This is a genomic window from Myxococcus sp. AB036A (assembly GCF_006547355.1).
Classification (GTDB): Bacteria; Myxococcota; Myxococcia; order Myxococcales; family Myxococcaceae; genus Myxococcus; species Myxococcus virescens.
On the sequence record NZ_VHLC01000052.1, the window covers coordinates 1 to 25,305 of the forward strand.

Sequence of the window (25,305 nt, forward strand, 5' to 3'; positions counted from 1 at the left end):
GTGTGGTTGATGGGGGAGGCGGGGATGGGCAAGACGCGCATCAAGGACGCCTTCGTGGAGCGCCTGGCCTCGGATGGCTTCGAAGTCTGGGAAGGCAGTGGCCTGGCGCTGCCGGGCGCACCGGCGGGCATCTTCCGAGAGTTGCTGGACGCCACGCGGGCGCTCAGCCCGCCCGCCGGGACGGGCCGCGTGTCCAGCGCGGACGCGGAGCGAATCCAGCGCTTCCTGGAAGGCCGCGAGCGCCAGGGCATTCCGGCGAGCCTCGCCTCCGAGCGCACCGCCCTCTTCGACTCCCTGTGCCACGCGCTGATGCCCCACCGCCGCCCGCGCCTGCTGGTGCTGGAGGACTGGCAGCATGGGGACGCGCTCAGCCATGCGCTGGTGGAGGAGCTGGTGTCGCGGCTGTCGCACACGCCGCTGCTGTTGCTGGCGCTCCAGCGCCCCAGTGGCACGGCGCCAGCGCCTCTCACGGCGGAAGTCCTGACGGTGGGGCGGCTGGGGCCCGCCGAGTCCGCGGCGCTGCTGGAGGGCCGGCTGCGGAACCGGGGGACACTGACGCCCGAGGCCCGGGTGGCGCTGCTGCGCGGCAGTGCCGGACACCCACTGCACCTGCTGCACGCGGTGACCCTGCACGAGGAGCAGCCCGAGCGGGAGGTACCACTCACGGGCGAGGCGGTACATGCGGCGCGGCAGGCCTTGCTGCCCCCGGCACAGCGGGAGGTGCTGCGGGCGGCGTCGGTGCTGGGCCCGTCGTTTCCCCGGTCGGTGCTGGTGGCGTTGGCGGGTGGGGTAGGGCCGCTGGCGCTGCTGGAGACGGGGGGCTGGCTGCGCTCCGTCGCGGGAGGCCGGTACACATGGGCGGTGGAGCCCGCCCCGGGCGTCGACGAGCTGCCGGAGGCGGAGTTGCCCGCGGCACATCGGCGGGCCGCGGAAGCCTATGAGGCCCTTCCGGAGCCGCTGCGCCAACGCGCCTGTATGGAGTTGACGCGGCAATGGCTGTCAGCGGAGGAATCCTCCCGGGCACTGCCTTATCTGGTATCACTGGCAGGCTGGAACCTGGCGGCATTGGAGCCGGGGCCCGCCATGGCGGTGTATCGTTTCGCGTTGGGACTGGCGGATGCGCTCAAGCCAGATGCCGCGCGAGAGTGGCAACGCCGGCTCTGGGAATACATGGGCGACGCGCACCGACTGGCGGGCGAGCCCGCGGAAGCGGATGCCGCGTGGCATACGGCGCGGAAGCTGGATGATGAGGGGTTGGCGTCTCCCGCGGGGGACCGGGCCCGGCGTCTGTTCAAGCGGGCGTCGGTGGTGCTCGCGCTCGGCAGGTATGAGGAGGTGCTGGGGCTCGACAGGGAGGGGCGCCGGGATTGTCTGTCCGCGGCGCCGCTGTTGTCCGTGTCGCAGGACGCGCTGTCCGCGTTGGCGCTGTCCGCGCTGGGGCGGTACGAGGAGGCGCGCGCGAGGATTGTCCTGGCCCGCGAGCAGTTGCAGCAGGCGGTCCGGGAAGACGGCCCCGCGTGGGCGGGCGTGGAGGCGCTGCTCCACCGGGCCATGGGCAGCGTGCAGCTCGGGCTGGGATTCCCGGAGGCCGCGGCGTCCGAATACGCCCAGGTCCTGCGCTGGAGCGAGCGCGCGGGGGATACGTGGGAGCACTCCACCGCACTGCTGAACCTGGGCGATGCGTATTCGCGGGCGGGAGACAGGGAGCGCGCGGCGCACTTCTTCCAGCTCGCGCTCGAGCTGGACTCCCGCACGGGAGACCGCCGGGGCATGGCCTACACGCACCATGGCTTGGCCCTGCTGCACACGCGCGCGGGCGCTCCCGAGCTGGCGAAGGAAGACGCGCTGCGAGGGCTTCAGTTGGCATCCATGCTGGAGGACCGGCGCCTCCAATCGTTGCTCCGGTGCGTGCTGGGGCGGGCCCAGTTGCAGCTGGGCGAGTTGGATGAAGCCGGACGTCAGCTCCAGCTCGCGGCGAGAGATGCGTCCGCCGCGGGAGCCCGCTTGGAGCTGCTTCAAGCGGAGGCGTGCCTGCGGGTGCTGGAGGCGCGGCGCTGAGCGTCAGGGGCCCATGGGCCCGCGAAGATGCACATTCGCCTTGAGCTGCACTCCTCGCTACCCACAGGGCCGCGAGGCATGAAATTGTTCATGCGTGATCGAAATCGAGACCATCGAGGCATTCGAGCGGCACCTCGCGGCGGGCGTCGGGTTCGCCAACGTCATCATCCAAGGGCTGGATCTGCGGCGGTACACCCAGGAGCTGGCCTCCGCTGAGCTCGTGGGCGCCGTCTTCCTGGGCTGTGAGCTGGAGAAGGATGCGCTGAAGGCCACCGTGGAGCACGGGGCCATGGTGTTCCCGCCCATCTCCGGCGTGCCCTATCAGCCCTACCGTGGCGCGCTGTACACGCCGGAGGAACTGTACGCGGGCTTCGACCCGGCTCGGCCGGAGTCCTACGCGGACACGCCCGATGCGCGCATCTACGCGCACTGGGCGGCGAACGGGCGCGGCAGTCCTCCCACGCTGCTGGAGACGCTGGCGCAGCGGCTCCACGACCACTCGGTGACGGCGGCCATGGAAGGGCTGCTGTACCGGTCCGGGGGCGTGCGCAAGGTGGTGGCCATCATGGGCGGTCACTCCATGAAGCGCGGCCAGTCGGATTATCGCGCGGTGGCTTCCCTGGCGCGCGAGCTGGCGCGCCGTGGCTTCTTCATGGTCAGCGGCGGTGGCCCGGGCGCCATGGAGGCCACGCACGTGGGTGTGTGGTTCGCGCGGCGCACGGAGGCGGAGCTGGACGCGGGACTGGCCCTGCTCGCGCAGGCGCCCAGCTACACCGATCGCGAGTGGCTCTCGCGCGCCTTCGACGTTCGCCGGGCGTTTCCCCTGGGCGAGGACGACCTGCCTTACTGCTCCAGCCTGGGCATCCCCACGTGGCACTACGGGCACGAACCGCCCAACCCCTTCGCCACGCACATCGCGAAGTACTTCGCCAACAGCGTGCGGGAAGACGGTCTGCTGACCATCGCCAAGGGCGGCATCATCTACTCACCCGGCAGCGCGGGCACCATCCAGGAAGTGTTCCAGGACGCGTGCCAGAACCACTACAACTCGGTGGGCGTCATCAGCCCCATGATCTTCCTGGGCACCGAGTTCTGGACGCGCACCCGGCCCGTGTACCCGCTGGTGCACCAGCTCGCGCAGGGCTACGACTACGCGCGCTACCTCATGCTCACGGATTCGCAGGAAGAGGTCGTCCGGGCGCTGGAGGCGTTCGATCGCGAGGCGCACCCGTCCCGCTGAACGTCCGCTGCTTCGCCGGGAATCTCCGAGTCCCCCGCCTTCCAACGGGCAGGCACGGGGGCAGGGGCCCGGCGAATCCGCCTGGATGCGGTCGCCCCACTGCGTTGTCGCTGTTCGACGCAGCCGGGGCGGCGTATCTTCGCCTCGGGAAGGAGTGCTCGGATGCGGCCCCGGGCCGTCTTCTTTGATTTGGATGACACGCTGATTGACCGCGCGGGCGCCTTCTCGCGCTACGTGGACACGCTCGTCTCCCGTTACCTGTCGTTGCTCCCCGAGGCTCGGCGTGCCGAAGCCGTGGCCTGGATGCACGAGGTGGATGGGCGTGGCGGCGCGTCCCGGAGTGCGTTCTGCCAGCAGGTGACGAAGGCGTTCCCATGCCTGGGCCTCACGCCAGACGCGCTCTGGGAGGACATGGCGTCGCGCCTGCCTCTGCTCGTCCAGGAGGACGCGGGCGTCTGTGATTGGGTGGCCTCCGTGGCCCGCTGCCGGCCGGTGGCGGTGGTGTCCAATGGCTCGGCGCGGGTGCAGCGCACGAAGCTGGCCCGCGCGGGGCTCGCGAAGGTGCTGCCGGATGTCTTCCTCTCCGGCGAGGTGGGCGCTTCGAAGCCGGATGCCCGCATCTTCGAGGCCGCGCTGGCCCACGTCGGACGTTCGCCGGAAGAGGTGCTGCACGTGGGGGACGACCCGGCGCGGGACGTCGTGGGCGCCGCGCGGCTGGGAATGGCCACTTGCTGGGTGTCTCACGGCCGCCCGTGGCCCTCCGCGCTGCCTCCGCCCATGTTCACGGTGGAGTGCATTCCATCGCGCATCGACGACATCGCCGGAGTGCTCACGCGATGGACATGAACGCCGTGGTCGGCACGCACGACCTGCTCTTCATCACCCTGGACACCCTGCGCTACGACGTCGCCGAGGCGCTCGCGGCCCAGGGGCGCACGCCAAACCTCTCCGCGCTGCTGCCCGGAGGCCGGTGGGAGCAGCGGCACTCTCCCGCGAGCTTCACGTACGCGGCGCACCACGCCTTCTTCGCGGGCTTCCTGCCCACGCCCGCGACGCCGGGGCTGCATCCCCGGTTGTTCTCGATGCGCTTCGAGGGTAGCGAGACGACGGCCTCGGACACCTGTGTGCTGGACGCGCCGGACCTCGTCACCGGACTGGCGGACCGCGGGTACCACACCGTCTGCATTGGTGGCGTGGGCTTCTTCAACAAGCGCAATCCGCTGGGCAACGTGCTCCCCGGATTCTTCAAGGAGAGCCACTGGAGCCCCGAGCTGGGCGTGACGGACCCTCGGTCCACCGAGTACCAGGTGACACTGGCCGTCCAGCGGCTGGAGGCGCTGCCGCGTGAGCAGCGCGTCTTCCTCTTCATCAACGTGTCGGCGCTCCACCAGCCGAACCGGCACTATGTGCCCGGCGCCATCCAGGACTCGCGCGAGTCGCACGCCGCGGCATTGGCGTACGTGGACTCGCAGCTCCCTCCGTTGTTCGCCGCCTTGCGGCGCCGGGGCCCCGCCTTCTGCATCGTCTGCTCGGACCATGGCACTACCTACGGCGAGGATGGCTTCACCGGCCATCGCCTGGCCCACCCCGTGGTGTGGACGGTGCCCTACGCTGAATTCCTGCTACCTCGAGAAACCGCACCATGACGCGTCTGGAGCAGATGCTCGAAGGGTCGCCCTACGTGGCGTACCTCTACGGCTACCCGCACAAGACGGCCTACCGGCCCTTCACGCCCGCGCTCCCGTTGGAGTCCGTCTGGGCGGAGGAGCGGCGCGACGCGCTGTTCCTCTACATCCACGTGCCCTTCTGCGAGATGCGCTGCGGCTTCTGCAATCTCTTCACCGCCGCCGGGCCCAAGCAGGATGTGGTGGACGGGTACCTGGGCGCGCTGGTGCGCGAGACGAAGCGGGTGAAGGAGGCGCTGGGGACGGCGAGCTTCGCCCGGGCCGCCATTGGCGGCGGCACGCCGACGCTGTTGGACGTGTCGGGGTTGAACACCGTGTTCGACATGGCCGAAGGCGTCATGGGCGCGGACATGAAGAACATCCCCGTGTCGGTGGAGGTGTCTCCGGAGACGGTGGACGCGCAGAAGCTCCAGGTGCTGCGCTCGCGCGGCACGGACCGGGTGAGCATGGGCATCCAGAGCTTCATCGAGGCGGAGGTGGCCGCGGTGAAGCGGCCCCAGAAGACGGCGCAGGTGGAGGCCGCGCTGGACCTCATCCGCTCCACGGGCTTCCCCACGCTGAACCTGGACCTCATCTACGGCATGGAGGGGCAGACGGAGGAGAGCTTCCTCTACTCGCTGCGCACGGCGCTCCGTTACTCGCCGGAGGAGATTTATCTCTACCCGCTCTACGTCCGGCCGCTGACCTTCCTGGGCAAGAAGGCGCGAGCGTGGGACGACCTGCGCCTCTCGCTGTATCGCGTGGGCCGCGACTTCCTCCTGTCGGAGGGCTACACGCAGGTCTCCATGCGGATGTTCCGTGCGCGCCATGCGCCGGACGCGGGCGGTCCGGTGTATCGCTGCCAGGAGGACGGCATGGTGGGGTTGGGCTGCGGGGCGCGCTCGTATACGGGCGGGGTGCATTACTCGTCTGAGTACGCGGTGGGCTCTCGCGAGGTGCGCTCCATCATCTCGTCGTACAGCGAGCGGACCGAGGCGTCGTTCGGCGAGGTGGGCTACGGCTTCCGCCTGGACTCCGAGGAGCGGCGGCGCCGTTACATGCTGTTGTCGCTGCTGGCGGATGGCGTGGACCTCGCCGTGTACCGGCAGCGCTTCTGCACCGACGCGCTGGAGGACTTCCCGGAGCTGGAGGAGTTGGAGGCGCACGGACTGGCGCGGAAGAACGGTGGCGTGGTGCAGCTCACCGCGGCGGGCGTGGAGCGCTCCGACATGATTGGCCCCTGGCTGCTCTCCGACCAGGTGCAGGCGATGATGAAGGAGTATGCTTGGCGATGAAGCTCACCGTGCTCTATCGAGGCCCGCTGTCGAGCTGCAACTACGGTTGCGAGTACTGCCCCTTCGGCAAGTGGAAGCACACCGACGAGGAGCTGGCCAAGGACCGCGCGGACCTGGAGCGCTTCGTCGCGTGGGTGGAGGCGCGTACGCAGGACACGGTGTCGGTGTTCTTCACGCCGTGGGGCGAGGCGCTCATCTGGCCCTGGTATCAAGAGGCGCTGGCCCGCCTGTCGCATCTGCCGCATGTGGAGCGACTGGCCATCCAGACGAACCTGTCGTGCAAGCTGGACTGGGTGGCTCAGGCGCGAGCGGACAAATTGGGCATCTGGGCCACGTACCACCCGGAGTGGACCAGGCGGCACCGCTTCGTGGCCCAGTGCGCGAAGCTGACCGAGTTGGGCGTGCGGCACAGCGTGGGCGTGGTGGGGTTTCTCCGCTTCACGGAAGAGGCGGAGGCCCTGCGTGCCGAGCTTCCCGCGGACACCTACCTGTGGATCAACGCGGTGAAGGACGGGCAGGAGGAGCCATACACGGCGGAAGACGTGGCGCGCTTCACGCGGTTGGACCCGCTCTTCCCGGTGAACAACACGCGCCACCCGAGCCTGGGCCGCGCGTGCCGAGGCGGGGAGTCCGTCATCTCCGTGGATGGAGAGGGCACGGCGCGGCGGTGTCACTTCATCGAGGAGGCGATTGGCAACATCTACGCGCCGGACTTCGACTCCGCGCTGAGACCCCGGCCGTGCGCGAAGCAGACCTGTGGGTGCCATATCGGGTACGTCCATCTGGAGTACCTGGAGTTGGACCGCGTCTTCGGCTCTGGAATCCTGGAGCGCGTCCCGGCCACGCCCTTGTGGAAGGCAGGCGTGGAGGGGGACGCGTGATTTTCCCAACGTCGCAGCGTCGGCTCAGGAATGAGCTGAATCGCAAGGACGGACGGATTGATGTGCGTTCGTTCTACTCGCTGAAGCGAGAGGGCTTCGACTTCCTGCTGGATATCATTGAGTGGCGAGATGGGACTCCGCGTCAGCTCTGGATCGCGTTGAACGTTGCGTGGGATAGGCGCGGGTGGGGATGGCCCGGTACATCATCCTCCTGCCGGCCCTGTGCGCACATGCATCCGCTTTCGTTTTAGCGGCCGCTCCCGAGGAAGCCTCGCGCCTGCGTCGTTCACGCTCGAGGGGTTGCTGCCGTGAACGGGCGGTCACCTCCGCGATGCGGAGGATGCACTTCTCCAAGTACTCCAGCGTTACGCCCCGGCTCATCATCGTATGAGACAGCAGCAAAGGGGCGCAGCGGGTCAATGCCAGCACCAGTGTGAGCCGCCCCATCGCCTGCTGTTGGCCCGACTCGCCTGCCTTCTGCCACGTCGACAGTTCCGGCAGGCGCGAGAGGGCCAATGCAATCACTTTGGCGTACACCAGCGAGAGCACCGCGTCAGGCCGCACCCACGGCAACGCGCAGGCGAGCGCCGCCCACCGCGATGACTTCGAAAACGCTGACGCTCGGCTCCGCAGGAATTGTCACCTGGACTGGTAGCGGGCGGACCGGTTCGGACTGAGCCGCCAAATGCTACCGGGGACGGTACACCCGTTACTGCAACGTGCCCAGCCTCACTCCTCGCTGCCTCGGGAACTCGTTCTGTGTCAATTCGCTGGCCCTGAGCGCTTCCACGCAGCGCGCCCACCTCGTTTTCTCCATCTGCGCCGACATGTCCAGAAGCGTCTGCTGTACTCCGCCACCTCGACAATCTCCCACGGCACGTCATTAGCTGGACGGGGGCAGCCCACCAGCCATATTTTCGGCTTCCGTGCTACACAGACTGTTGGTCCGTGCCTAGTAAGCCTCGCGCTGCCCCTCTTATTCCTTCAACAAGAGGAGGATTTCGGTTTCTTTGAGCTTCAGTTGCAGGGTTAGCTGTTCTTGCCGGTGCGAGTTTTTATTTGCAGGTGGTTTGGCTGAATTTTCGGCCGCAGTTTCCAGGCCGTTCCGTGATTGATGTTTCGCGCTGTATTGGACGGGATGGCTATGTGGGCTGGTGTTATATGAAGATCGTGTGAGTCTATGGACCAGGACGAACATATGTGCTCTGCGATCAGTGCTGTGACAGATGGCTTCAGTTCAGGGATGTCGCTAGTGTAGAACATGTTTCCGACGTAGTTGTTTGCATGTGTTTCCGGGAGGATCGGAGAGTTAATGTTTTTGCTTGAGATTTCTCTCAGTATTTCTTCGGAAATTGGCTCTGAAAAAAGGAGGCTTGTTGGATATAGGCTTGATAGTGTTATTTCGCGTTGGCTCTTGGCCCACGTGCAGAGTTCTGCAAGCGTTATCGTGTTTCCGTTGAGCCAAGCTATGGGGAGTCCATGAGGTTCGCCGCCAAGCCTTATTGCCATGTGGGCTACCGTTATAAGTTCCAGCGCATGTTGGGGGGCTCTTCCCTCCGCCGTCGCTTTAGTCCAAAGTATCGCCTGCTCTGAGGCCCAGTTGGTCAATGCGTGGCTGTCGGCGATTGTGTATGTGGAGTCGCGTCGCATTGTGTCGGTGTCGCATTGAAGGAACCCTGCCATGTGGGATAACGAGCCGCCGGATCGTAATCCTCCGATGGTCGCCAAGCCGCCTCCGCCATAGCAAAGGCATGCTCTTCCAGTTTGCGTTCCGTCTGAATTTGCTATTGGGCGGATGAACTGCGAAATCGCGTGTGAGTTGATGGTGTCTGTTCGCTCAAGAAGCTTTTTGATGGGGAGTTTTTTCCAGTCATTGGGCTTTATTGCGGTTTCGATGGGGCGTTCGTTTTCGCAAGTGCGGATCTCTATGTCGATGGAAGGCGCAATGCGTTGTGATAATTTTTTCAAAGAGAGTGGCTTTTTGGCTCGGGGGAATTCGTTGCCTTCCATTTCGAGTAGCTTGTTTAAGGTCGCTTCTTCTGAGAACCAAACGCGAATGCGTGTGCCGCCGTCATGGAGTTGTTCGTTCTTTGTTGCTTTTCGGAGGAGTGGTCTGGTGTGTAGGCCGTCGTTGAATTCAAGGACATTTGTTGATGCGCCTTCGATGTGAGAGCATGAGGTGACGCGAATGTGATCGCCCCACATAAAGACCGAGAAAAATCCGATTCCGAACTTTCCAGTCGGCTCAAAACGACGAGCGGCGAGTCCTGGTTGTTCTCGTCGCATGTCGTCAGACCACCAGAAGCTAGTTCCGAAATTTAGAAGGTAGCGTGTGAGCACCTTCTCCGACATGCCTATGCCAGTGTCCTCGAATTCGATCCAGTTGCCTTCTTCATCTCGGCCGAGACTGATGGTGAGGGCTCCCCAGTCGACTGGCCTGTTTTCGAGTATGCGCCTTGCGCGAATAGCATCGGCTCCGTTCTGGATTAATTCGCGGAATGGCACGGTTGGTTCATCACCGTAGAGATCGTAGCCACCTAATTTTTGAATTACTGCGGGGATGTTGGAAATGTGTACTTGGGTGTCAACTGGCGTCCAGCCGTCGGTTGGTATGTGTGATTTAGATAGGCGCGCTGCGTCTTCAACTCCTGACACACCTATGGCCGTGAGGCGTTGGCGGCCCGTTTCGGAGAGAAGTGAGTCGACGTTGTGTAGTTCACGGTCGATCATTTTTAGTGTTTCGAAACAGAGCCAGAATGCATTGATCTCGTTGGGGCTGAAGTGCTCTCCTGTGCTGTATGTGAGTCTGTTGTTTTGAAGTATTGGCTTGGATATCTTGCTCTGGAATGTCCAGTGGGCGTTTGACAATCCAGTGGGTGTCCTGAGTGCCATTAGAAACTTCGGCGCGCGTCTGCTGTCGATATGGGCCGCATCGGCTGCTCTGAGAATACAAGCCAGCTTAAGGGCGTCAATTGACCAGTCCGGAGGCGTGGATGTTGCGGCGCCTAGTCGTCGTCGATTGAATTTTGCTTCAACTTCGGAGATATCCCACCAGTGGGAGTAGGCGATTTCTCCAATTGTCTTTCCGAAGTGACTTCGGAGAGAAGAGTCTTCTATGAGGTAGTTTTTTTGGCTGTTGTTTCCTGTCCAGGAGATTAGTGCGAGTTTTTCTGCTTGCCTAGCGTGCAGGACTCTTAGTGCTTCCTCTGTTGCGCGCTGGGCAATGTGCGGTGGTGGGTTGTCGAAGTCGTATGTTTCGGGGGTGGAATTTTCTTCTCGTCTAAAAAAGACGGCGAAGGCATCTTTCCACTCGTGTGTTGATCGCAGTTCGAATTCTTTGTTGGGAAATGCTGCTAAGCCATTTCCCAGATCGTGGACTAGGAATGCTCCGCCTAGAACGAAGGCTTCGGCTGGATTTATTGGGTAGTCATCCCCGGTGATCAGGTCCGTCATCTCCCATAGGGCGTCAAGGTGTGTTATTCCGTGCTCGGTGAGAGATGGATATGCGAGTTTGATTTCTTCGGCAATGGTGCCTGCGCGTTCGCGGAATTGTTCGAAGGCAGTGCGCAGGTGGTCTCGTTCGTTGGCATGTTGGTCGTTTTGCTGTGGAGCAAGTGTGCGGAGCCAGGTTTTTGTTTTTCTGAAGTCTGTCATTGTGGTCGGTTTCGTGCCTTTGTTGGCTTTGTGAATGGTGCTGCGGTTGCCTCTATGGATTCTTGCGGAGGGCTTCTTGAATTTCCCACTCGTAGACGGTGAGCCCATCGCGGCGGAGGTTGGGGAGCAAATCGCCGAAGGCGTTGGCCTCCAGCACCCGGTGCCCGGTGAAGTGCTCCTCGTACATGAGGTCGATGCCAACATGCAGGCAGTCATGGGCCCGCGCTACCGTGCGGCAGCTCTGCATGGCATCCGCGAGCTCATTGGGGGGCACGGCCGCGTGGAAGTCGTCCAGGTCTCCCCGCCAGCCGCCCAGGTGCAGGTTGGTGATGGGCCGCATGCTCTGCCGCACCACCGTGAAGGCTGGCTCGCCTCGGACCATCAGCACCCGGCAGTCGAAGTAGTCGCCACCCAGCCGGGCCTTGGGAATCGAGCGCTCCACCTGCGAGCCCTCGCCCAGCAGATACGTGAGGATTTCATCCACCTGCGCTGGGGCCTCGACGCGGCGGACCTTCAGCGAGTTGTACCAGCCCGTCTTCGCCACTTCGATGGTGGTGGTCAGCGTGTCCGCCGAGCGCCCCCGCCGGTAGATGGCGAGGCACGACGCGGAGGAGCCACACGACACCTTCACGAACACCTCGCGGCAGTCCTCCTCCCGCATCCGTTCGCGGAGTGATTCCACGTCCGTGACACCGTCCAGCGGCTCGGGAACCGGCACGCCCAGGGCGGCGTAGCGGCGGGAGGTGATGCGCTTGTCGAAGAGGTCCGCGATGGCGGAGGGCTTCTGGAGGATGCGCCAGCGGGGATGCGCCGCGAAGATGGGCTCCAGCTCCGCCAGGACTCGCAGGAAGCCCAGGTGGTGCTGCCGGGGGCTGAGAATGCGGCCGCGGTCCACGGGCAGGCGGTCCACCTGCTCCGGCATCAGGACGGAGCAGCCCTGGCCCACGGCGTCCGCGTAGCCCCGCTTGAGCAGGGCCTTCTCCACGTCCCAGTTCTCGCCCGTGGAGTCGATGCGGACGAGCGCCTCCGAGTCTGGCAGGTCCGCCAGGAGGCCCGGCGCCGCCAGCAGCTCGCGCCAGGGCACGACGTGCGCGGAGGGAAGCCCCTGTCTAGCGAGGGCGTCCTGGAACAGCGTGACGCGCCGGTTCTCCGGGTTGCCGATGAGGATGAACGGAGGCGCGCCCATGAGGCCGGACTACTCGCTCACCGCGACGTATCGGCCGCCTTCGCCATCGTCGTAGATGTCGCGCTGGTTCCCCGCCGCCACGTCCGGACACAACGAGGCCAGCAGCTTCACGCCTTTGCGCGTGAGCTGGTTCTGCGACACATCCAGCTTCTTGAGGTGTTTGAACGCCGCCGCGTTCGCCGCCAGGACCTCCGCGTCGGTGTCCATCAGCGTGCCCCTCGACAAGTCCAGCGACTCCAACTGCTTCAGCACCTTGGCCTTCGGCAGCACGGTCGCGAGCTCGTCGGAGAAGGCCGCGTTGCACAGGCCCAGGTGCTTCAGGTTCGGCAGCCCCGTGGCGTCGAGGATGGGCTGGATGTCACTCGGGCGGAACCGTCCGCCGTACTCCTCGCTGCCGAACCAGACTTCCAACTGCTCCAGCTTCGGCCACTTCGCACTGGCGATGGACTGCACCGCGGGCCGAGGAAGGCCGCCTGACTCCATCGTGAAGCGCCGCAGCTCCGGCAGCTCCACCGGCCCCAGGCGCACCTCGCCGCCACGCAGCCTCAAGGTGGTGAGGTGGGGTAGGGCCTTGAGCAGGGGCGCGAGGTTCCCCAGCTTGACCCAGGAGATCTCCGACTCGTCCGGGAAGACGAAGTCACCGATGAACAGCCGCTGAAGCGTCTTCGGCGCCAGCCTGGTGACGACCTTGATGAGGTCGCCGTACTCGTTGTCACCGTCGTTGTCCGGCAGGCCGAGCGTCAGCTCCTGGAGGAACCGCGCGGAGGGACTGCGGAGCAGCATCGTCAGGGTTTCGACGACGTCGAAGTCGGCGTCCGAGTCGAACCCCGGCGCCGCGACGCGCGCGCCCCGGATGAAGCCCAGGTGCCACTCCAGCGTCAGGGCTTTCTCGCCGAGCATCGACGTGAGGCCCACGCCCAGCAGTGCTCCCTGGTGCTTCTTGTACAGGGCCGCGACCTTCCGCTTGAGGTGGGTGGCCTCCGCGCCCTGCGCCTGACGCTGCGCGTGCTGGAGGGCCATCAGCTCGCCGCGCGGGTCGCCCTGGCCCTGGAGCCAATCGGCGTAGACGAGGTAGCCGTCGTCTGACTCCGGAGCCTGGAGGATGGCGGCCTCCAGCTCCGGGTTCGTCTTGGACGCGGGCGCCGTGTCCTTCGGCTTGATGCGCGTGTAACCCTTCTTCGTCTTCTCCAGAACCTGCTTCTGGTACGCCTGCCGCGCTTCATACATCTGCTTGAACTTCTGGGTCTTCTCCTGGCCCTCCGCGCCGATGCGGCCCCAGCGGGTGGTGACGACGGTGTCCTTCCGTTCGATTTCCCAGAACTTGCTCGACGTGCCTTCGGTGTACTCGAAGCGCGGCATGGTGTGTCCCCCTGGAGTTCGCCGCGACGCTACTCGCCTACCGCGGAGTAGCGGTACTCCTCTTCGTAGTCGCGCTGGTTGCCCACGTTGGCCTGGGGAATCGCCTTGGGCAGCAGCGCCTGGCCTTCGTCCGTCAGCGTGTTCTCCGTGACGTCGAGCTGCTTGAGGTGGGCGAAGGCCGCCGCCTTGTCCGCCAAGGCGCGCGCGCCCTCGTCGGACAGGGTGCCCATGGAGATGTCCAGCGTCTCCAACTGCGGGAGCACCTTCGCGGTGGGCAGCGCCTGGGCGAGCGCGTCCGTGAACTCGGAGTTGCGCAGGCCCAGCTGCTTGAGGTTCGGCAGGCCCTTGCCGTCGAGGATGGGCTGGATGTCCTCCACGCCGCCCTCCGCGCCGTAGTTGTCGCTGCCGAACCACACCTCCAGGCGCTCCAGCTTCGGCCACTTCGCGTTGGCGATGGACTTGACGGCCGCCAGCGGCAGGCCGCCCGTCTCCACCGTGAACTCGCGCAGCTCGGGCAGGTCGATGGCGCCCAGCTCCAGCTCACCGCCGCGCAGCCGCAGCTTGCGCAGGTCGGGCAGCACCTTGAGCAGGGCGGAGATGTCGGTCAGGTGCGTCCAGGAAATCTCGGTGTCGTCCGGGTACTCGAAGTCACCGATGAAGAGCTCCTGAATCGTCTTCGAGCCCCCGGCCTCGACGAGCGCCTGGATGGTCTCACCGTATTCGTTCTCACCGTCGAAGCTCGCCATGCCGATGGTGAGGCTGCGGATGAAGCGCGCGGAGGGGTGCTTGAGCAGCGCCCCAGCCATCTCCGGGACGTTGAAGTCAGAGTCGTATTCCTTCTGGCCCACGCGCGCGGAGCGGATGAAGCCCAGGTGCCACTCCAGGGACAGCTCCTCCGACTTCACCCCGGCCGCCAGCTCGCCGAGCAGCAGCGTCTGGTACTTCTTGATGTGCGCGGTGGCCTTGCGCTTGAGGTCGCTGGCCTCCGTGCCGCTGGCCTGGGAGGCCGCGTGCTGGATGGCGATGAGCTCGCCGCGCGGGTCGCCCTGGCCCTGGAGCCAGTCGCTGTAGACGAGGTACGCGTCCACGTTGTCCGGGTCCTTGAGGATGGCGGCCTCGAGCTCCGGATTGGATGCAGGCTCCTCACCCCCACCGCCTTCGGAATCGTCACCGTCGCTCTTGTCGGCCAGGACGTAGCCCTTCTTCTCCTTCTCGCGGACGAGCTTGTCGTGCTCCTTCTGGGCCTCGGCGGGAGAGCCGAAGGTCTGGGTCTTCTCCTGGCCGTCGGTGCCGATGCGGCCCCACCGCGCGGTGAAGCTGTTGCCGGAGAGGTTGATTTCCCAGAACTTGCTGGAGCTGCCTTCCTTGAACTCGTACCGCGGCATGGCCCGTCCTTCGTCCGTTGCGCCGGGTGGGGCGCGTTGTGAGACGGACGCTAGAGAAGCCCTTGCGCAAGCTCAAGCGTTACGCCGACCCATGCCTCCCAATGCGCGCTGCCGAGGGCGGCGCCCAGCGGCGCTTCCGACTTTCGAGAATCCAGGTCTTCTCGCTTGTCTCGGATGGTCCGCACACGGGGGGAGGGGCCGCTGAGGTCGAGCACGTGCCGCTCGACGCGGGAGGCGCCGGGATGAAACACCTTCTCGACTTGACTACTTGCGTCGAGCAGCACCAGGTCCACCCGCGCGCGCTTCGCACGCGCTTCCGAATCCGTCAGGACGTCGTCGAGCGTGGCGGCGGTGAGGACCTCCGCCGTGCCACGGGCGCGCCACTCGCGCAGCAGCAGCTCGCAGAGGCCGCGTTCAGCCTCCAGGGGCGCCGAGCCGTCATGGGCGTGCAGGAAGACGGCGCGGAAGTGGAGTTCCTCGCTGCCCAGCCAGAGGGAGAGCCGCCGCACGAGGCAGAGCAGCAGGCCCATCGACACCACGACGCGCTGCCAGCGGACCCCCGCGTCCTTCACGCGCGCATCCACGAGGTCCGGCGGCAGGACGAAGGTGATGACGCGCCGGCGGCGAACGGAGATGCTCTCGTCGCGCGTGTAGTAGAGGAGTTCGCCCTCCACATAGCGCACGTCGAAGAGGTCGAGGTTGGGTTCGTCCTCCATGTAGACCAGCTCGGAGGTGACGAGGTTCTCCAGGCTGCCCACGTTGGACACGGAGGAGAATCCACCTTGTGGGAAGGCGGCCTCGTCCTCCAACGCCATGGGGAGCGGTGCGGTGCTCACCGGACGGGCGCGGAGCTTGGGCGGCAGGGTTCGCGACAGGGCCTCGGCCGCCTCCACTGCCTGCTCCAAGGCCATCCGCTGCGCCTTGCCCTGGAGGTGTTCCAGGTTCTCCAGCGTGAAGGACTCCGCGTCGCCGAGCAGGGCATGGGCGCGCCGGGCCGCGCTCGCCAGGGCTTCGTAGCCTTCCGTGAGCCGTTCCAACGCGGCGCTGGTTCCTGATTCGCGCAGGGCCGTGTAGCCCGCCTGGAGCAGCTCCGTGGGCGGACGCTCCAGGACGCGCCGGGCCAGGGCGGGGCTCACCGGGCTTCCCGCGTTGAAGCCCATTCGGGTCAGGACGCGCGCGACGAGGAAGGCGACACCTCGCGGCCGGAGCGTTTCGGGCAACCGTGCGAGGGCGGCGGAGACCGCCTCCAGGTGGGGCTCCGCGGCCAGGCGCGCCAGCACGTGGTCGTCATACGCGCGCACCGCCGCGCGCAGCCGAGGCTGGGTATCGGGAACGGGCGCGGAGGGCGCGAGCGGAACGCCCGCGATGAGCCGGCCGAGGTCCGCGATGAAGGCGGGTGGGGGCAGGGCAGGCGACTCCGCGAGCGTGGCGAGGAGCCACGGCACGGCCGAGGGCAACGCGTCGGCCGTGAGGTCCTCGTGCCGAATCAGGCACAGCCCCGCGCACAGCCAGCGCTCCGTGTCCTGAGGGCTTCTCAGCTCCGTGCTCATCCGCGACTCACGAGAGGCCCAGCAGCCGGGGCACCTTCTCCTCCAGCAGGTCGACTTCTTCCCGCGTCTCGCCCAGGTACGAGAGGAGCTGGAGGTCCTGCCGCTCCACCGCGCCGCCGTGGAAGATCCACGCCCGCGTCCGGAGCAGGCGGTAGAGCTTCACCAGCTTGCGGTCGCTGATGAACACGCCGTCCTCGCGCGTCAGCGTCTGCACCACGCGGCGGAACTCTCGCAGCAGGTCGTCACGGAAGAACAGGTCGCGGTCGCGCAGCTCGCGGCCGTCCGGGCCCGTCTCGCGCTTGCCCATCATCAGCGTGAGGTATCGGTGGGCCTTGAGCACGTCGTCCAGCGTGGCGTGTCCTTCCGCCCAGGGCTTCTGGTTCATCTCCCGGTGCGTCTGCGAATCCAGGCCGGAGTCCAGCAGCTCCAGGAAGTAGCGGTCCTGCACCGGACGGCACGCGGCCTTGAGGCAGAAGCGGTCCTTGAGCGCGCCCAGCTCGGCGTGTTCGGGCAGCTCGTTGGTGGCGGCGAAGAGCACCTTCAGCTTCACCGGTTGCGGCGCGCCGTCCTGGTAGAACTTGCGCTCGTTGATGACGGTGAGCAGCGCGTTGAGGATGGCGGAGCTGGCCTTGAAGACCTCATCGAGGAAGACGAGCCGTGCGGTGGGCAGCTTGCCGCCTTCGCGCCGGATGTAGCGGCCCTGGCGCAGCAGGTTGATGTCGATGGGGCCCAGCACCTCCGACGGCTCGGTGAAGCGCGTCAGGAGGTACTCGAAGTAATCCTCGTTGGGGATGCGCAGCGCGTCCCGGAACTTGAGGACCAGGTCCGACTTGGCCGTGCCTGGTGGGCCCACCAGCAGCAGCGGTTCCTGCGCCACCGCCGCCACCGTCATCAGGTCCACCAGCGTCTGCTTGCCCACGAAGTGACGGCCCAGCGCCAGGCGGAAGCGGTTGAGGCGCTCGCGAAGGCCGTGGGCCTCGCTCGAGAGCGCGTCGAGCGTCAGCTCGGAGATGGCGGGAAGACTGCTCATGTGCGCTCCTCCAGCTCCCGATGGATGCGCCGTCGCACCAGGAATTCGTCTTCGTCGAGCCAGCTTCGTGCGCGCTCTCCGGTGCCTTGCGCCACCTCCACGTGGCCCTGCACCAGTGCGTCCGCCAGCTCCACCACGGAGAGGCAGAAGTGGCTGTTGGTGTTGTAGCTGTCCGTGATGATTGGCAGCCCTTCCGAGATGCGCGCCAGCCCCGGAAGCGCCAGCTCCACGGGGGCATGTGCCAGTGCGCTCGCGAGGCTGCGCATCAGCGCCAGCCGCTCAGGGAGTCCGCCCTTCGCCGCGCCCAGTGACTCGAAGGCGGCGTCGAACACGTCGACGGCCTCGGCCGTGCGCCCCTGCATGGACAGGCCCGCCGCGACGCCGAGCCGCGCCGTCAGCGGTGTCTTGGGCCCCGTCAGGCGTTCTTGCGCCGCGTCCACCAGCTCGGCGGCTTCGCGAGACAGGCCGACCCGGCGCAGGCCGCGCAGGCTCACCCCCAGGATGCCCTGACCCCATGCGGGCGACGTGGGAGCCAGCGCCGTGAGCACCTTGCGCAGCCGAGCCGCCAGCGTCATCGCGTGGTCCGCGCGGCCGAAGAGGGCCGCCAGCGTCAGGGCATCCCCCAGCATCACGGCCTGGGCTTCACCGGGAAGCGCCTCCATCGATGAGACGAGCCGGTTCAGGAGTGGAAGCGCACGCGCCGGCGCGACGCGGGGCAGCGTGTCCAGCAGTCCTCCGATGAGCCGCTGCCGTTCCTCGGCGGGCAGCGTCGCATCGGTGGCCCGACCCGTCAGTGCCTCCACTTGCGCCGCCACCTGCGCCGGGTCCTTCAAGTCGCGGAGGGAGGCGAACTCCTCTCCGCGCAAGTCCCTCGCACCGCGCCCGAAGGCCCTCGCGGGGTCGAGCCGCTCGCTGGGCTCCAACAGCGCTGAGGCCTGCCGCAGCCGATCCACCTTGTACCGCTGGAAGGTCCCCAGGGCATTCAGTTCGGCGGCGATGTCGGAGGGCAGCGGTGTCTCGGGCGGCTGGCCCTCCAGGGACTGGGCCACGCGCGCGCCGTACGCTCGGGAAAGGAAGCCGTGGATGGCTTCCTTCGCATCGACTGCCTCCGCCGCCGCGGACGCCAGGGTGCGGGCACGGTCCGCCTGCCCGAGCCGCGCGAGTCCCACGGCGAAGACATAGCGGACATAGGCCAGCGTGAGGGCGGGCGCCGCTTCGATGGACGAGCGGCGGCGGGGCGTGTGCTCGAACCGCTCCAGCAAGGCTTCGAGCTGGGCCAGCACCCGGGGCGCATGGGCCGAATCGGTGCCACCTCGCAGGAAGCGTGGCACGTCTCTCGCAAGGGAAAGGCCTCGCTGAAGCAGCTCCAGCAGCCGGTCGCCCGCTCGCGCAAGTCCGAGCGCATCGCCACCCGCCAGCGTGTCGAGCGCCGTCCGCGTGAGCCAGAGCGCCCGGACGTCGAGCTCCGCGTCGTGCCTGTCCAACCACCGCTGAAGTGCCGCCACATCGACAGGCGCGGGCGCACCTGGGACGCACACCGCGCGCACCAGGCTGCTGGCGACGCCGCGCACGTCATCGCCCGTGGGCGCGGGTGACGCCATCCGTTCGGCAGGGGAGGCGCCTCCTTCGTTTTCTGAATCGGACCAGCGCCGAGCAAGCTCGGTGGCCTCGGCGTCGGACGCGGACCACAGCGCGCGCGTCCAGCACAGGCTCGCGTCGCGCTTGCGGCCCAGCCGTCCGTTCAGCTCCGCCATGCGAGTCCAGAGCTCTTGCCGCTGCGGCGAATCGGCGGGCACCTCCAGGGCCAGGAACGCCTTCTCCAGAGAACTCAGCTCCTCTTCCACCGCGCTGGATTGCGCGGGCGTGAGCGGCGCCAGGCGGACGCCGGTGGGCACGGGTTGGGCGACGCGGACCGCGACAATGGGGGGCGGGCTCGCGGGCGTCACGGGGGGCGCCGGCACTTCACGGCGGCTACGGCGCGCGCCTCGCGGGCTCCGGTCGTCGTCTTCGTCCGGTTGCATCGCGCGGGCCGCGCTCTGCCATTCACCCTCCGCGGCCTCGAAGGCGGCGAAGTCGAAGCTGGCGCTCCGGACCCACGGCATGAGTGCGTCGGCGTCGGCATCCACGACGTAGTCCACCCATGTGTCGAGCGGCTGGAACGCGGATTCCGGCAGCCGTTCCGCGCGGAAGCCTCCACCCCCGGTGGGGTGGAGCCACGTCACGGTATCGGCCTGGGGCACGAGCAGCGCGCGCAGGCGGTCCCTTCGCACGGGGGGCTCCAGCAGTCCGTCACACGGCAGGTAGAGGTCCGCGAGCTGAGGTAGCGGCGCGTACGCCATGCCCGACAGGCCCAGCTCCGGGGGCCGCTCCCGGCCCGCTCGGGCACGGAGCACGATGCACGGCGCCTCCGGTGGCCCCGTGACGGCGAAGCGAAGTTGCGCGAGCAGCGGCTCTGGCACCGTGTGGACCAGGGACTCCACCTGGGCGAGCGCATTCTCGCGCAGCACCCAGAGGCTCGCGGGTTCCGTACGTGCGGCTCGCGTGAGGCGCAGCGGCACCGTCAGCCGGCCCGGGGTGGGCGCGGGCGTCCAGTCCTCGCCCGGGGCTGGGAGCCGCAGGTCGGTGTGTTGGTACAGGTCCGTCCACGGGCCGTCCGGCGCGGTCAGCCAGGGGCCTTCGCCGCGGACGAGCAGCAACGTCCCCGCGGGCGCTTGCAGCGTGCGCGCGAGTGGATGCGTGTAGCCCACCTCGACCCAGACGGAGTGTTGCCCTGGGACAGCGGGAACGAAGGCGCGCAGCGGACCCGAGGCGTCCAGCGCGCTGGTGAGGGTGAAGTAGGGCGGCGCCATCGCGCGCAGCAAGGCGCGCTGTCCGCTTCCCCCCGAGGCTTGGGCGAAGCACACCTCCTGCCGGTCGCACCCCAGGCGCAGCATCTCGCCCGCCAAGGGGAGGAGTGCATCGGCGCTCGGGGGCAGGAACAGCACCGGGCCGGTCGGTGCGCTCTCCAGCGGCACGCGCCGCGCCGTCACCAGCTCCGCCCAGCAGAGGACCGGTGTGGCCTCCTTCGCGCGGCTCCGCGTCGCCTGCACGCCGAGGGACGCGAGGTGCGCGAGCACCTCCTTCGCGGGCATCACCTCCGGCAGGACGTGAAGCGCGCCGTCGGGCGTCCGATGAAAGCGGGCGGGTGCGGCCTGGACTTCGGCGGGGACGAGTCCGGAGGTCAGCGCCAGGTGGAGCGCCTCCTCACTGGTGAAGACGAGCATGGACATCAGGCCTTCTGGCCGACCTTTTCGGAGGCATCCTCGGCGGTGGAGGTGGGCTCGGCCGCCTTGCCCGACGGCGTGTCGCGCTGGACGATGACGCGGCCCAGTTCGGAGGCTTTCAGCGTGCCACCCTGGATGAGCGAGTCCACGAGCCGCCGGTGCTCGTCCTCGTGCTCCATGGGCAGCGCGTCCGCGTCGCTCTCGTACTGGATGATGACGTCCTTGCGGCCCGTCGCCGGGTCCACCTGGAGACGGAGGATGAGGCTAGCCAAGCGCGGGCTCCTTCTTCGGCGCCACGGGCGCGGGCACCAGATGGGTGAAGGCCTCGCGGTCCAACACCTTGCGTTCGATGAGCAAATCTCTCAGGGCCACGACCCGCTCCTTCTCGCGCTGGAGGATATCGCGGGCCCGGGCCCGTTGGACGGCCAGGACTTCCTGTATCGCGGCCTCCAGCGTGCTTCGCGTCGCGTCGGACAGGGCATGCCGGTCCCCCTGCCGTCCCGGTGCATCAAAGCGCCGCACGGGCACGCCGTCTCCGCCCATGCCCAGGTCCTCCACCAGCTCGCGCGCAATCTCCGTGGCACGCTCCAGGTCGTGTGCGCTGCCCAGGGAGAGGTCATCCAGGAGCAGCGCCTCCGCCTCCCGGCCGCCGAAGAGCATGCAGATGCTGTCCAGCAACTGGCCTCGCGTGACGACGTACCGGTGCGCGGGGTCCGCGTACTGCACGTGCCCCAGCGAGCCCGCCAGGTCACCCCGGATGCTGATGCGGTCGATGGCGGGCGCGTGCTCACAGAAGAGCGCGCACACCGCGTGCCCCGCCTCGTGTGTGGCCACGACGCGCTCCTCCATGGGCGTGAGCTCCGGCCGGTCCAGGAACTCCGTGAGGGCGCGCTCCACGTCCACCGCCTCGGTGGGGCCCTGGGCGCCATCGCGCAACCGCCGACGTGCGAGTGCCCGGCACAGGGCCTGGATGTGGTCGCCGGAGAAGCGCGTGCCGGTTCCTTCCACCCGGTCGCCCGTGCGCTTCACCGCGTAGTCCAGCGCGCGCTCCGTCATCTCCAGGCCCAGCTTCTGGTTGTAGATGGACAGGATGGCGCGCCGGTCCGCGCTGTTGGGGTAGGGGATGCAGAGCTGGAACTCGAAGCGGCCCGGGCGCAGCAGCGCGGGGTCCAGGGACTCCACGAAGTTGGTAGTGCCCACCACGAAGACCAGCTCCTCTTTGCGGAAGCCGTCCATCTCCGTGAGGAGCTGGTTCACCATGGAGTGCTCCACGCCCGAGCCCGTGTACGTGCCACGCGCCGACGCGAAGGAGTCCAATTCGTCGAAGACGATGATGCTGGGCGCCGCCTGCCGCGCGCGGACGAAAATCTGCCGGAGGTTCTCCTCGCTCTCGCCCACCCAGCGGCTCTTGAGCTCGGGGCCACTCACCACCTGGACGGCCGCGCCCAGCGACGAGGCCATGGCCTTGGCGAAGAGCGTCTTGCCGGTGCCGGGAGGGCCCCAGAAAATCATCCCGCGCGGCAACAGCGCCTCCACGCGCTTCACCGCCTCCGGGTCGCTCAGCGTGTCCTTGTGCGCCAGGACGTCCAGAATCTCCTGCTGGAGCCGCTGCTTCACCTTGGCGTAGCCGCCGATGTCCGCGTGCAGCTCCAGCTCCGGCACGCTGAGCGAACCGGTGAGCGTGGCCGAGCGCAGTTGCGCATACGCGGGCTTCGGGTTGGCGGGGTAGTCCTCGCCGGTGATGGCGCCCAGCAGGCGACGCAGCCGCACGGCGTTGACGCCGGAGACGTGCTTGTAGAGCGCGTAGGGCTGCAGGCCCCTTCCGAACTTGCGGCACTCGCGCTGGGTGATGAGGTAGCGCAGCCGGTCGCGCCCCACGCCGAGGATGCTCTCCTTGTGGGGGAAGAGGTTCTCGATGACGCGCGGCACGGGGAAGGACGGGTCCTTGAACCCGACCCAGACCATCTCCGGGTTTTCGTACAGCAGGGGGATGACCTCGCGCGCCTCGCTGGTGAGCCCGCCGCTGCTGGTGGTGAGCAGGTCCAGGTGAGGCAGCACGACGATGCGCTCGCGCACCGCGCCACGCACCGCGTCCCGAAGTTGCGCGATGAGCGTGGCCATCATGCTGGGCGCGGGCATTCCCGGTGGAGGCTCCTGCGCGGTGCGGCCGTCCAGGTAGAGGAACTGCTTGCCGTCCTTCTTCAGCCTGTCTCGCAGGCACTTGTAGAAGTAGGGCGTCAGCTCCTTGTCCGCCTCCACCATGACGGGCAGCCCGCGCAGCAGCGCCTCGCAGACACGGTTCAGCTCGGCGGGGTAGGCGGCCTCGACGGCGGCGAAGGGCGACAGCTCCGTGGGCAGTGACTCCTCGGGGATGCGCTGACTCATACGCGCACCTTGATGGTGAGTGAGCCCGTCGCCGCGTCCTCGTGGACCTCCTCGATGGTGCCGAGCTGCCCGGCGCGCACCTTGAGCGCCTCCGCCGTCACCTTGTTGGAGATGGAGTCCAGCTCCGACTTGAGGTCTTTCAGCCGGCCTTCGAGCTTCTGGGTGACCTGCTGTCGCAGCGTGTCCGTGGCGGCGTCCGCCGCGTCCTCCAGCCGCGCGCGCGCCAGGTCCTGGGCCCGCAGCTTCGCCTGCTCCACCTCGTGAGGGCTCTCCACGGCCAGCTCGCCACGCGCCTTCAGCTCCACCTCCTGCTCGCCGCTGAGGGTGACGCTGACGTCACCGGTGGTGACGTCGATGGCGATGCGGACACCATCCGCCTCGGTGCGCAGGGCCACGTCGCCCTCTTGCGTGAAGCCCCGGTTCGCCAGCTCGGCCGCGAGCAGCCCGGCCAGTTCCTCGCGCGACAGGAGGGGGAGCAATTCCAGCTTGGAGCAGAGGCCGTCCTCGGCCTGGACCACGCGGTTGAGGGACTCGGAGACGGAGACTCGGTAGGCGCGGCTCATGAAGCGCTCCCGGCGGAGGAAGGTGGAGGTGTGGCGGAGGCGCCGTTGGCGCTGGTGAGGGCGGTGGCCAACTGCCGGGCGTGGTCCTCGGCGCGGCGGAAGCCTGCTTCACCGAAGGCGTTCCATTCAGACAGCAGGTGCTGGGCGGCGTCGTAGTCGTCGTCGAAGAAACGCACGGCGCGGTGCTCCGCGTCCCAGCGCGACATCCGTCCCAGCGCGCGCAGGAAGGCGGCGGCGGCACGAGCCGCCGCGGCCCGCGAGGACAACGTCGTCGAGGAAGACAGCCCCTCCACCCAGCGCGTGGCGGGCTGCTCCAGCAACGGGCGCGCCGCTTCGAGGAGGAAGCCCGCGAGGTCCCTTCGGCCCGCGCCATCCACCGCGTCGAGGAACGCGGCGAGCACGGCCTCCTGCGCGGTGCCCAGGGCCAGGGCCTCCTCGGGAGACGCGATGTGACGCTTGGACTCCTCCAACCCACGCCAACGCAGCACGAGCTCCAGCCGCAGCGCCTCCAGCAGCCACGCGCCGTCCGCCAGCAGTGGCGCGAAGGCGGTGGCATCGAACTCCGGACGGTGCGTCCCGAACTGCTCCGGGAAGCCCAGCCAGCAGAGGGCGGAGCGGCGGAAGAGGTGCTGTGCGCCCAGGGCCGGCGCACAGGGGGTGCCCGCCACCAGACGGCAGCAGAGAAAGAGGATGAGTTCGTCGGCGAGCGTGGGGGTTCCGTCCACCTCCAGCGGCATGGCTCCGTGTTTCGTCAGGGGCTGTTCCAGAAGCCACTTCAGGACGTGGAAGGTGAGGGGGGAGAAGCGCAGGAGGGGCGGAGCATGCCGCTCCCAGAGCCGGCCGGTGCGTGCCTGCCCGTCGCGCACCGTGAGTTGCTGGCGCCAGCCGCCGCATCGGGCGAGCGCCATCACGCTGCCCTTGGCGAGCGTGTCCCGCAGTACCTGCATCGCGCCGGGACTGAGCTTCGCTGGGACGGCGTGCCGGTTGCGGAGCAGGTCCTCCACGGGGGCGTACTGCCCCAGGCCGACGATGGCGCGGGCGAGCGTGAGCAGTTCGAGCTCGGACGGAGCGACGCGAATCATGGACGGAGCCGGTCGGCGAGCGCGGGCCAGCCGTTGATGACGAGCTTGCCGCCGACGAAGTGCACCTCCGCCGTGTTCGGGGCGGTGAAGCACGCGTCGTGCGGAGCGTAGCGGCCGGTGAGGAAGTGCATCACCTGGTTGCGCGAGCCAATCCACCGCCGCGCCGTCTCCGGCTGGTCCTTCTCGAAGCGGCCGTCCACCAGCAGGTCCACCGTCGCGAGGAGCCGGTCCACGTCGTCTCGCGCCTGGGCCCGCAGCTCCGCGAGCGTGTGGCCGGTGAAGACCATGATGCTCAGCCCGGCGGCGCGGACGCGCTCGCACAGCGCGGCGGCGGGACCGGGCTGGGAGAAGGGCTCGCCGCCCAGCAGGGTGAGTCCCTCGATACCGGGCGTGGCCAGGATTGCCTGGGCCAGTGCCTCCACCGTTTCCACGGTGCCGCGCTCGGTCGCGAACATCTCCGGGTTGCAGCACCCCGGGCAGCGCAGGGGGCAGCCCTGGACCCAGAGGGCGTAGCGCACACCGGGGCCCTCCGCTTCCGTGCGGGGGACTCGCTGGGCAATCCGGAGCGTCGGGCCGGAGCTGGGGGTGCCTGCGGCGATGGCCATGAAGACGGCTCCAGCATGCCAGCAGCGGCGGCGCAGGGGGAGCGCGAGGACGTGTCTCATGCCGCGAGACGGGCTCGTTTGCTTGTTGATACCTTCCGCCGCCCG

At 67.7% G+C, this 25,305-nt stretch carries 18 protein-coding genes; 6 read left to right on the forward strand and 12 right to left on the reverse strand.

Going from position 1 to position 25,305, the window contains the following annotated elements; genetic code table 11:
- From FL344_RS21195 to FL344_RS21220, 6 genes are all read left to right on the forward strand, one after another.
- A partial coding sequence (locus FL344_RS21195) for a tetratricopeptide repeat protein (protein ID WP_141619808.1) occupies positions 1–2,058 on the forward strand: 2,058 nt, incomplete at its 5' end.
- Between the two features lie 94 nt (positions 2,059–2,152).
- Positions 2,153–3,298 carry an LOG family protein gene (locus FL344_RS21200; RefSeq protein WP_141619809.1) on the forward strand — a complete coding sequence of 382 codons (1,146 nt, stop codon included), beginning with the start codon at positions 2,153–2,155 and terminating at the stop codon, positions 3,296–3,298.
- Between the two features lie 162 nt (positions 3,299–3,460).
- Positions 3,461–4,144, forward strand: a complete 684-nt coding sequence (locus tag FL344_RS21205) for an HAD family hydrolase (RefSeq protein WP_141619810.1) — start codon at positions 3,461–3,463, stop codon at positions 4,142–4,144.
- Positions 4,135–4,944 (forward strand): STM4013/SEN3800 family hydrolase, encoded by an 810-nt coding sequence (locus tag FL344_RS21210; protein WP_194863194.1) that lies wholly within the window; start codon positions 4,135–4,137, stop codon positions 4,942–4,944. Before FL344_RS21205 ends, FL344_RS21210 begins: the two co-directional genes overlap by 10 nt.
- Positions 4,941–6,257, forward strand: coding sequence for an STM4012 family radical SAM protein (locus tag FL344_RS21215; protein ID WP_141619812.1), 1,317 nt, complete (start codon positions 4,941–4,943; stop codon positions 6,255–6,257). The genes FL344_RS21210 and FL344_RS21215 overlap by 4 nt, the downstream gene beginning before the upstream one ends.
- The gene (locus FL344_RS21220; RefSeq protein WP_141619839.1) at positions 6,254–7,138 is read left to right on the forward strand and encodes an STM4011 family radical SAM protein; all 885 of its coding nucleotides are present in this window, start codon (positions 6,254–6,256) and stop codon (positions 7,136–7,138) included. The genes FL344_RS21215 and FL344_RS21220 overlap by 4 nt, the downstream gene beginning before the upstream one ends.
- Before the next feature lie 1,029 nt (positions 7,139–8,167).
- Here the strand turns inward: FL344_RS21220 and FL344_RS21225 are convergent.
- Genes FL344_RS21225 through FL344_RS21280 form a run of 12 tightly spaced genes read right to left on the reverse strand, consistent with a single transcriptional unit; the run spans position 8,168 to position 25,200 of the window.
- The gene (locus FL344_RS21225) at positions 8,168–10,792 is read right to left on the reverse strand and encodes an ATP-binding protein (RefSeq protein ID WP_194863195.1); all 2,625 of its coding nucleotides are present in this window, start codon (positions 10,790–10,792) and stop codon (positions 8,168–8,170) included.
- 52 nt (positions 10,793–10,844) lie between these two features.
- On the reverse strand, positions 10,845–11,978 hold the full coding sequence (locus FL344_RS21230) for an STM4014 family protein (RefSeq protein ID WP_141619814.1): 1,134 nt from the start codon (positions 11,976–11,978) through the stop codon (positions 10,845–10,847).
- Positions 11,979–11,987: 9 nt separating this feature from the next.
- On the reverse strand, positions 11,988–13,337 hold the full coding sequence (locus FL344_RS21235) for a WGR domain-containing protein (RefSeq protein ID WP_141619815.1): 1,350 nt from the start codon (positions 13,335–13,337) through the stop codon (positions 11,988–11,990).
- A 29-nt stretch (positions 13,338–13,366) separates the two neighbouring features.
- On the reverse strand, positions 13,367–14,722 hold the full coding sequence (locus FL344_RS21240) for a WGR domain-containing protein (protein ID WP_141619816.1): 1,356 nt from the start codon (positions 14,720–14,722) through the stop codon (positions 13,367–13,369).
- 50 nt (positions 14,723–14,772) lie between these two features.
- A complete protein-coding gene (locus FL344_RS21245; RefSeq protein WP_141619817.1) occupies positions 14,773–16,272 on the reverse strand; it encodes a hypothetical protein in 1,500 nt (499 codons plus the stop codon).
- A 7-nt stretch (positions 16,273–16,279) separates the two neighbouring features.
- Entirely contained in the window at positions 16,280–17,302 is a 1,023-nt protein-coding gene (locus FL344_RS21250) for an AAA family ATPase (protein WP_141619818.1), read from the reverse strand.
- Positions 17,299–20,571 carry a hypothetical protein gene (locus FL344_RS21255; RefSeq protein ID WP_141619819.1) on the reverse strand — a complete coding sequence of 1,091 codons (3,273 nt, stop codon included), beginning with the start codon at positions 20,569–20,571 and terminating at the stop codon, positions 17,299–17,301. Before FL344_RS21255 ends, FL344_RS21250 begins: the two co-directional genes overlap by 4 nt.
- A complete protein-coding gene (locus FL344_RS21260; protein ID WP_141619820.1) occupies positions 20,571–20,837 on the reverse strand; it encodes a hypothetical protein in 267 nt (88 codons plus the stop codon). Before FL344_RS21260 ends, FL344_RS21255 begins: the two co-directional genes overlap by 1 nt.
- A complete protein-coding gene (locus FL344_RS21265) occupies positions 20,830–22,950 on the reverse strand; it encodes an AAA family ATPase (RefSeq protein ID WP_141619821.1) in 2,121 nt (706 codons plus the stop codon). The genes FL344_RS21260 and FL344_RS21265 overlap by 8 nt, the downstream gene beginning before the upstream one ends.
- On the reverse strand, positions 22,947–23,513 hold the full coding sequence (locus tag FL344_RS21270) for a hypothetical protein (protein WP_141619822.1): 567 nt from the start codon (positions 23,511–23,513) through the stop codon (positions 22,947–22,949). Before FL344_RS21270 ends, FL344_RS21265 begins: the two co-directional genes overlap by 4 nt.
- Entirely contained in the window at positions 23,510–24,595 is a 1,086-nt protein-coding gene (locus tag FL344_RS21275; RefSeq protein ID WP_141619823.1) for a hypothetical protein, read from the reverse strand. Before FL344_RS21275 ends, FL344_RS21270 begins: the two co-directional genes overlap by 4 nt.
- On the reverse strand, positions 24,592–25,200 hold the full coding sequence (locus tag FL344_RS21280) for a 4Fe-4S single cluster domain-containing protein (protein ID WP_228565243.1): 609 nt from the start codon (positions 25,198–25,200) through the stop codon (positions 24,592–24,594). Before FL344_RS21280 ends, FL344_RS21275 begins: the two co-directional genes overlap by 4 nt.
- Positions 25,201–25,305: the final 105 nt, after the last annotated feature.

Coding starts and splice junctions, on each gene's coding strand:
- FL344_RS21255 (WP_141619819.1), bottom strand. CDS start 20,571: ATGTCCATGCTCGTCTTCACCAGTGAGGAGGCGCTCCACCTGGCGCTG.
- FL344_RS21215 (WP_141619812.1), top strand. CDS start 4,941: ATGACGCGTCTGGAGCAGATGCTCGAAGGGTCGCCCTACGTGGCGTAC.
- FL344_RS21265 (WP_141619821.1), bottom strand. CDS start 22,950: ATGAGTCAGCGCATCCCCGAGGAGTCACTGCCCACGGAGCTGTCGCCC.
- FL344_RS21235 (WP_141619815.1), bottom strand. CDS start 13,337: ATGCCGCGCTTCGAGTACACCGAAGGCACGTCGAGCAAGTTCTGGGAA.
- FL344_RS21280 (WP_228565243.1), bottom strand. CDS start 25,200: ATGGCCATCGCCGCAGGCACCCCCAGCTCCGGCCCGACGCTCCGGATT.
- FL344_RS21220 (WP_141619839.1), top strand. CDS start 6,254: ATGAAGCTCACCGTGCTCTATCGAGGCCCGCTGTCGAGCTGCAACTAC.
- FL344_RS21245 (WP_141619817.1), bottom strand. CDS start 16,272: ATGAGCACGGAGCTGAGAAGCCCTCAGGACACGGAGCGCTGGCTGTGC.
- FL344_RS21225 (WP_194863195.1), bottom strand. CDS start 10,792: ATGACAGACTTCAGAAAAACAAAAACCTGGCTCCGCACACTTGCTCCA.
- FL344_RS21250 (WP_141619818.1), bottom strand. CDS start 17,302: ATGAGCAGTCTTCCCGCCATCTCCGAGCTGACGCTCGACGCGCTCTCG.
- FL344_RS21205 (WP_141619810.1), top strand. CDS start 3,461: ATGCGGCCCCGGGCCGTCTTCTTTGATTTGGATGACACGCTGATTGAC.
- FL344_RS21240 (WP_141619816.1), bottom strand. CDS start 14,722: ATGCCGCGGTACGAGTTCAAGGAAGGCAGCTCCAGCAAGTTCTGGGAA.
- FL344_RS21270 (WP_141619822.1), bottom strand. CDS start 23,513: ATGAGCCGCGCCTACCGAGTCTCCGTCTCCGAGTCCCTCAACCGCGTG.
- FL344_RS21210 (WP_194863194.1), top strand. CDS start 4,135: ATGGACATGAACGCCGTGGTCGGCACGCACGACCTGCTCTTCATCACC.
- FL344_RS21275 (WP_141619823.1), bottom strand. CDS start 24,595: ATGATTCGCGTCGCTCCGTCCGAGCTCGAACTGCTCACGCTCGCCCGC.
- FL344_RS21230 (WP_141619814.1), bottom strand. CDS start 11,978: ATGGGCGCGCCTCCGTTCATCCTCATCGGCAACCCGGAGAACCGGCGC.